Raw genomic sequence first — 7,375 nt, 5'->3', positions numbered from 1 at the left:
CCCCGTACCCGTCACCGAAGCGACCGACGCGTCAGACGAACTCCACGTCACCGTCCTGCTCGTCGCGTTCGACGGATTCACCGCAGCCGACAACTGCACCGACTTGCCCTTCACCAGAGACAACGCACCACCCGACACACCAGAACCAGAAACCACAACAGACGACACCGCAACATCGGTCTGCTGATCTGTGACAGCCACCTTCACCGACGAGCTCTTGCCACCAGCCGACGCGGTGACCGTCGCCGTACCCGCCTTCACAGCAACCACATACCCGGTACCAGTCACAGCCGCCACCGACGCGTCAGACGAGCTCCACGTCACCGTCTTATTGGTCGCATCCGACGGGCTCACCGACGCCGACAACTGCACCGACTTGCCCTTCTCAAGCGACAGCTTACCGCCGGACACACCAGAACCAGAAATAGCAACCGACGTGACAGGCACCGTGGTCTGCGAATCGGTTACGGTTACAGTGATGCTGGCGCTCTTGCCGCCCGCGGTCGCGGTGACCGTGGCCATGCCGGCCTTCACGGCCGTCACATTGCCCGTACCCGTCACCGAAGCGACCGACGCGTCAGACGAGCTCCACGTGACCGTCCTGCTCGTCGCGTTCGACGGGCTCACCGTCGCCGACAACTGGGCCGACTTGCCCTTCACCAGCGACAGTGCACCATTCGACACACCAGAACCGGAGATAGCAACCGACGACACCGGAACATCCACAGACTGGCAGGTCACTGCGTCGAGGGTGGTACCGGAACCGGACCAGCGGACGGTGCCACCGTTGTAGGAGATGCCTGCCTGGTTCGCGCCCGGAACCTGCTGGCTGCCGCCATCGTTGAAGATGACTTTCGCGTTGCTGGCAAGGTTGTCCGGCACGTCGTAGTAGTAGCCGGACTGGCCGCATGTGTCGGTGCCGGAGATCGCGGTCATTTCCACGCCCGGCCACTTCGCGTTGTTGGTAGAACCATCAACGTAAACGTAGGCGTAGATCTTGCTCCAGTTTGAAGGCTTGGCCGCGTACACCACGTTCGTCGCCTTCGGTGCCTCACCGGTCACGGTGATCGTCACCGTAGCGGTCTTGCCGTTGGAGGTGGTCGCGGTGATAGTCGCCGTACCGGCCTTCTTGAGGCTGACCTTACCTTCCGAGCTGACAGCTGCCACGGAATCGTCGGAGCTGCTCCAAGTCACACGCTGGCTGGCGTCCGAAGGCGTTACGGTTGCCTTGAGCATGAGTGAAGTATCTCCGGACGAGATATCGCGGGACACCTTGCCGTTGGAGACACCATCACCGGAGATGGACACACCGGTCGCGTCCACGCCGGAACCGCCCTCATAGTCGGTTTCTTCCGAATCAATGTAGGTGTCCGGGTTATACCCGTTCTTCTGCATGTAAGCCACGCAGTACTTGTCGCACGGGCTTTGGGTGCCGTCACTGGGATCATAGGTCGGGTCTCCCTGCTTGGTGTACGAGTACGTATGTGTGATGGCCTGTCCGTCGGCACCGGTACCCTTCACTGTCACCGTGAGCACGTCGCCCTTCTTGGCGTTGGCACCGATCTTGATGACATCACCATCGGAGTAGGATCCGGACTGACCGTCGGACGTGGTGTAGGTCGTGTTGGTCGCCTGGTAGGCGCGCAGCGTGATCTTCTTGGACGTGCCGGGGATCGTGCCCTTGTTCGGGTACGCCTCAGCGGTGGAAATCTTCTCGGAACGGGTCTTGTTGGAGAACGCCGCAATCGCCTTCGCGTTCACGGAACCGGACGTAATGGTGCCGCCGGAGACCGTAATGGTGCTGCCGGTGACTTCATCAGTGTATGTGCCGTTCGCCAGCTTCGTGGACGTGCCGGCAAGGTTCTTGACGCTGCCGTTCGCATTCGCGACAACCACGCCGTCTTGTGCAGAAGAGCCAGCGTAACGTTCAACCATGAGGCACAGGTCATCACCGCAGTTGCTCACGTTCGAGTTCTCGCCAATCATGGAGTTACGGAAGTGGTTGACCGCTACAACCTCCGGATCCTTCCACAGGTCGGAGCCGGCGTCGCCGAGCTTCGAATTCTCGGTGAACGGGCCGCTGCCATTGCCATACGTGCCCTTGCCGCCGGTACCATACGTGCCGCCATCCTTGTACGGACGGTCAAAGAACAGGGACATGCCGTTCTTCTGGGCGGTCACGCCAGCCCAGCCGTACTTGATCCATTCATCACTGAGTTCCTGCGGGATATTCGCCTCGCCGTTGGCGAAGTTATCATGCGATTCCACCCAGTTGACGGTCTTGTCTTCAGACACCTTGTTGTGCTGGGTGAAATGGCTCGCCGACAGGTTGCCATGCTGCACGCCGTTACGCACCTCATGGCCATAGGAGGAGTCGGTGATGCCGCCGCCGGCCACCGAGCTGTTCCAGAACAGATTGGCGTAATCGGCTTCTCGCACATTCGCGTCCTCAAGCACCTCACCGTACTGGTACTGGGCGCCGTTCTTGAGAATCGTGTTCCAATAGTTGGACTGCTTGCCGAACACCTCGTCAGGCAGCTCGATATGCTTGGCAGCATCATAGCGGAAGCCGTCCGCACCATCGGCGACCGTCTGCTTGAGCAGGTCGGCCATACCCTGGGTCACGGTGTCATCCTGCGTGTTGAGATCCCACAGGCCGGACAGCTTGTGCTGGGTGCAGTCTTCACGATTGTTGTAATCGGAGATTTGCTTGTCCTCGTGGAAGTAGTTCTTGTTGCGCCACTTGTCTGCGATGACATCGAAATCAGACGTGAAATGGTTGGACACCGAGTCCACGATGACACGCAAGCCATACTCGTGCGCCTTCTTGCACATGGACTTGAATTCGGCTTCGGAACCGACCACATAGTTGCCGATAGCCATGTCCGTCGGCTGGTACACGTAATACCAGTTGAGGTACCAGTTGCCGGTGCCGAGCTTGCGGTTGTCCTTAATCTTGACGATCGGCTCGGTCTGGATTGAGGTGTAGCCGGCTTTCGCGATATCGGGGATGTTCTCCTCGATGGTCTTGAACGACCATTCAAAGGCATGCAGCGTAGCACCATCCTTCATATCTTTGGCTAGACCATACTTCTGACGTGCCGCCTCGAACGTGGCGTTACCCACCGTATCAGCGTAACTGTCGCGCGTACCACTCGACGTAGTACTGGCAGTGGAGGTCACCGTACTGGCAGCATTGGCCGATGTGGCGGTATATGTGCCGACCCCGGCGAATGCGGCGAGGGAGGCCACGGAGGCGACCATTGCCACAATCTTGGTAGAGAGCATATCAAACCTTGATATGCCGCGAGAACGAGAAGCTCGCATGATTCTCCTTTGGTTCAATGACGTTGTTGTCATCGCTTCTGTGTCGATATTCAATTATCCGGCTTAGCTGTAGAGTTTGTGCGATACTGGCGCCGACGGTGCAGCAAAAAGATGCTTAAATCGGAGCGGTGCTGAGTAACGAACCATTTTGCAGCTTTGCGACTTTTATTTTAGCAGTAACATTGTAGTTATGCTTGGAATGTTGTAAATTGACGTTGAGATTATCAGGATGTGTGCTGGCTGTTTCTGGTATGCTTATCCCTTCGTCATTTGAAACGCGACATTGTGTGGGGTAATGGCACGGATCGATTACCCAAGATGAAGTAGCTTCTTGTGCCAACTCACTTTTTCGGCATATCTAAATTTCGGTTGTGGTGAGATTTCGAGTGGATACATGGAGACGGTGTCGATGTATTGAAAACAATATAAGAGAATTCTGCTGTATTCTTTCGACTGGTATCTTAGACGAATGATGGCAAGTATCGTAACGGTGGACTTAGCTGTTCCTTGTCGGTGCAAACCGGGCGCAGTCCAAGCGGCGAATAATGTTTGTAGTGAGGAATACAATAGAAATATCTGATTGTTGAATAACCCGGGCACGATTGAGAACGCAGTATTTATCTACAATCGTGTCGGTATGATTGGATACGTTATATTCTGCGTAGTAGAACGGCATAAGTCATACAATTCATAGCAATTGTCATTGTTCAGAAGGGGAGAAGAGTTGCATTCTGTAAAATTTAATGCAGTCCTTAATGCTGTAAAACAGTTAGTATCAACAATTTTCCCAATCATTACGGTTCCATATATTACTCGTGTACTTGGTGCGGATAGCTATGGGCAAGTCAATTATGCAAATTCAATTGTAAGTTATTTTGTTCTTCTCGCCGGGATGGGAATTTCAACATATGCTACACGAGAAGGAGCGCGGATCAGAAATGATAAACAACGGCTATCAAAGTTTGTTAATCAGATGTTCACTGTCAATGTATTTGCTTGTTTGTTGTCATATGCTGCGCTTCTTGTGTTGATGCTGGTTTGGCGCCCTGGGTCAAATTTGGCCATTTTGATATTCATTTTGTCGTTTTCTATTGCTGCAAATACGTTTGGTGTTGATTGGGTTAATGTCATCTTTGAAGATTATGTATATATCACATTGAGATATATTATTTTTCAAGTGCTAGCCTTTGCTTCCATGCTAATTTTTGTGCATGGCTCACATGATGCGGATGTATATGCTGGGTGTATGGTTCTTCCCTTGGTTGGTGGAAGTCTGTGTAATCTGTGGTATATCAAGAGGTATGTCCATCCTCGCCTCACAAAGGATGTGCAATTCGGGGCGCACGTGAAAGCCATCGTTACCTTATTTGCGAATAATGTTGCGTCAACGATTTATCTTTCTTCGGATCAAACACTACTGGGTATATTTTCCGGCAGTCGTGCGGTGGGTCTTTATAGTTTACCTGTCAAAGCATACTCAATGATTCGTAATGTACTTAACGCCCTAACGTATGTCATGGTTCCTCGGCTGTCTGCAATGATTGCTACGCATGAAGAGAAGCAAATCATACAATTGTTGAATCGTACATTTTGCTCATTGTTGACGTTGATACTTCCCGCGTCGGTGGGTTTGTTCTTCCTGAGTCCTGAGATTGTCTCAGTATTGTCTGGACCTCAGTATGCGGAATCTTCAAGTGTGTTGCAGATATTAAGTATTGCGTTGCTATTCTCTGTGTATAGTTGTTTTTTTGCGAATGGAATCCTTATTCCTTATCGCAAAGAAAGTCAATTTCTCCTAGCGACCAGTGTTGCTGCGGTTATCAACTTAGTGTTGAATTGTATCTGCATACCTTTATGGGGTATTAATGGGGCGGCAGTGACGACACTTGTAGCGGAAATGTATATTCTTATTCATGTTTATCGCGCTGCGGCGGAGTACTATCGGCCTGATGTATCAATGAGGATGATAGTATCTGTTGTTTTGGGATCTGTATTTGTTGGTTTGATTTGTGTTGTTGGCAAGATGTGGGTGCCGTCGATTGCGTTGCGGCTAATTGTAGTTATCGCTGTTTCGGTACCATCATATCTGATAATTGAATTACTGATGGGTAATATATATGTAAAGAATATCACCTTATCTTTGTTGCGAAAGATCGCAAATAGATAATTGGCGGTATGCAATAACATTGCTTTTCGTATTTGTATCCGGATGGTCTCCATCGTTCTAATTCTGCTAATTGCAAAATGAGAATACTTTGTTATTTTCCTACAATGTCCATCACTTTCATGTACTTGGCTCACTGTATAATAAAAATGCATCAATGAAACTGGTGTAAATGTACGTGCGTCGAAAGGGAATGCGTTGCGTATAGCAGTAGCTGGCACAGGGTATGTGGGGTTGTCCGTGGCTTTGCTTCTTTCTCAACATAATAAAGTCAAAGCTTTGGATATTATTCCAGAGAAAGTTGCATTGTTGAACAAGCATCAGAGCCCGATCCAAGATAAAGAAATCGAAGAATTCTTGGAAGCTGATGCGAATGGAAGCCATCCGCTTGATTTCGAAGCGACTCTTAATGCTTCAGAAGCATATGCTGATGCTGAATATGTAGTGATTGCTACCCCTACTAATTATGATTCTGAACGTAATTACTTTGACACCTCTTCGGTGGAAGCTGCAATCGATGCAATTCGTTCAGTAAATTCACTGGCTTGGATAGTCATCAAATCTACGATTCCGGTTGGATATACAAAACAGATAAGAAAGAAATATGCTGATTCGCGTATTATCTTCAGTCCGGAATTTTTGCGAGAGGGGCATGCTCTTTATGACAATTTGCATCCTTCCCGCATTGTTGTCGGTGCTCCTGCTGATGATACAGCCGCGTTAGAAGCAGCTCATGTTTTTGCTGGATTGCTTGAGAATGGAGCCGCTGACGGAGAAAGATCCAGAATGAATGCTGATGGAACGGTTGGCATTCCAAAGCTCATTGTTGGGACGACTGAGGCTGAAGCCATCAAATTGTTTGCCAATACGTATTTAGCTTTGAGAGTTGCTTATTTCAATGAGCTTGATACATATGCTGAATCAAGGAATCTCGACACCAAGGAGATTATCCAAGGTGTATGCATGGATCCTCGCATCCGAAACGATTACAATAACCCGTCATTCGGATATGGAGGATACTGCTTGCCTAAAGATACTAAACAGTTATTGGCGAACTATCAAGATGTTCCCCAGAATCTTATCGGTGCGATTGTTGATTCGAACAGCACACGCAAAGATTTTATCGCGGCCGAGGCTGAGAAGCGTGTTTCCGATGTCGTAAATCCTATTATAGGTGTATATCGACTTACGATGAAGTCAGGTTCTGATAACTTCCGCCAGTCCTCGATTCAAGGTGTGATGAAACGCATCAAGTCGAAGGGGATTACAGTATTGGTATATGAGCCGACTCTTGATGACCCACAGTTCTTCCATTCCGAGGTAACGCACAGTCTTGAAGATTTCAAACGACGTTGCGACCTAATTATCGCAAATCGGTGGAATGAAGAACTCGCGGATGTGCGTGAAAAGGTATTCACGCGCGACTTATTCCGTAGAGATTAGTCTGACGATATCAGTGATATGCTCATGGATTAAAACTCATGAGTAGAAATATAAAATAATGCAATGATGATTTTTAGTTAATGAGGTATGATTGAAGTGTTTATTCCGAAGAACATCATCGTGACCGGTGGCGCCGGCTTCATCGGTTCGAATTTCGTGCACTATGTTGTAGACAACCACCCTGAGACGCATGTGACGGTGTTGGATGCGTTGACGTACGCGGGCAATCTGGATAATTTGAAGGGTATTCCGTCGGATCGTATGGATTTCGTGCATGGGGATATCTGTGACGCAGAGCTGCTTGACAGGATCGTGCCCGGCCACGACGCCATCGTGCATTATGCGGCGGAGTCGCATAATGATAATTCGATCGCGGATCCGGAGCCGTTCGTGCGCACGAACGTGGTGGGCACGTTCCGCCTGTTGGAGGCGGTGCGCAAG

The 7,375-nt window shown here is 50.2% G+C and carries 4 protein-coding genes; 3 read left to right on the top strand and 1 reads right to left on the bottom strand.

The genetic code is table 11. From position 1 onward, the window contains the following. A partial coding sequence (locus BBOU_RS08845; protein WP_162176997.1) for an Ig-like domain-containing protein occupies positions 1-3,288 on the bottom strand: 3,288 nt, incomplete at its 3' end. Between the two features lie 736 nt (positions 3,289-4,024). On the opposite strand from BBOU_RS08845, the gene BBOU_RS03975 reads away from it, so the two are divergent. From BBOU_RS03975 to BBOU_RS03965, 3 genes are all read left to right on the top strand, one after another. Then, the gene (locus tag BBOU_RS03975; RefSeq protein ID WP_081815588.1) at positions 4,025-5,494 is read left to right on the top strand and encodes a flippase; all 1,470 of its coding nucleotides are present in this window, start codon (positions 4,025-4,027) and stop codon (positions 5,492-5,494) included. Positions 5,495-5,689: 195 nt separating this feature from the next. After that, a complete protein-coding gene (locus BBOU_RS03970) occupies positions 5,690-6,934 on the top strand; it encodes a nucleotide sugar dehydrogenase (RefSeq protein WP_026503543.1) in 1,245 nt (414 codons plus the stop codon). Between the two features lie 87 nt (positions 6,935-7,021). Next, on the top strand, positions 7,022-7,375 hold a 354-nt coding region (locus tag BBOU_RS03965; RefSeq protein ID WP_035142625.1), incomplete at its 3' end, for a GDP-mannose 4,6-dehydratase.

This window comes from Bifidobacterium boum, from assembly GCF_000741535.1.
GTDB classification, from domain to species: domain Bacteria; phylum Actinomycetota; class Actinomycetes; order Actinomycetales; family Bifidobacteriaceae; genus Bifidobacterium; species Bifidobacterium boum.
The sequence above is the reverse complement of the archived record's forward strand: the minus strand, read 5'-3'. Positions and strand labels throughout refer to the sequence as shown.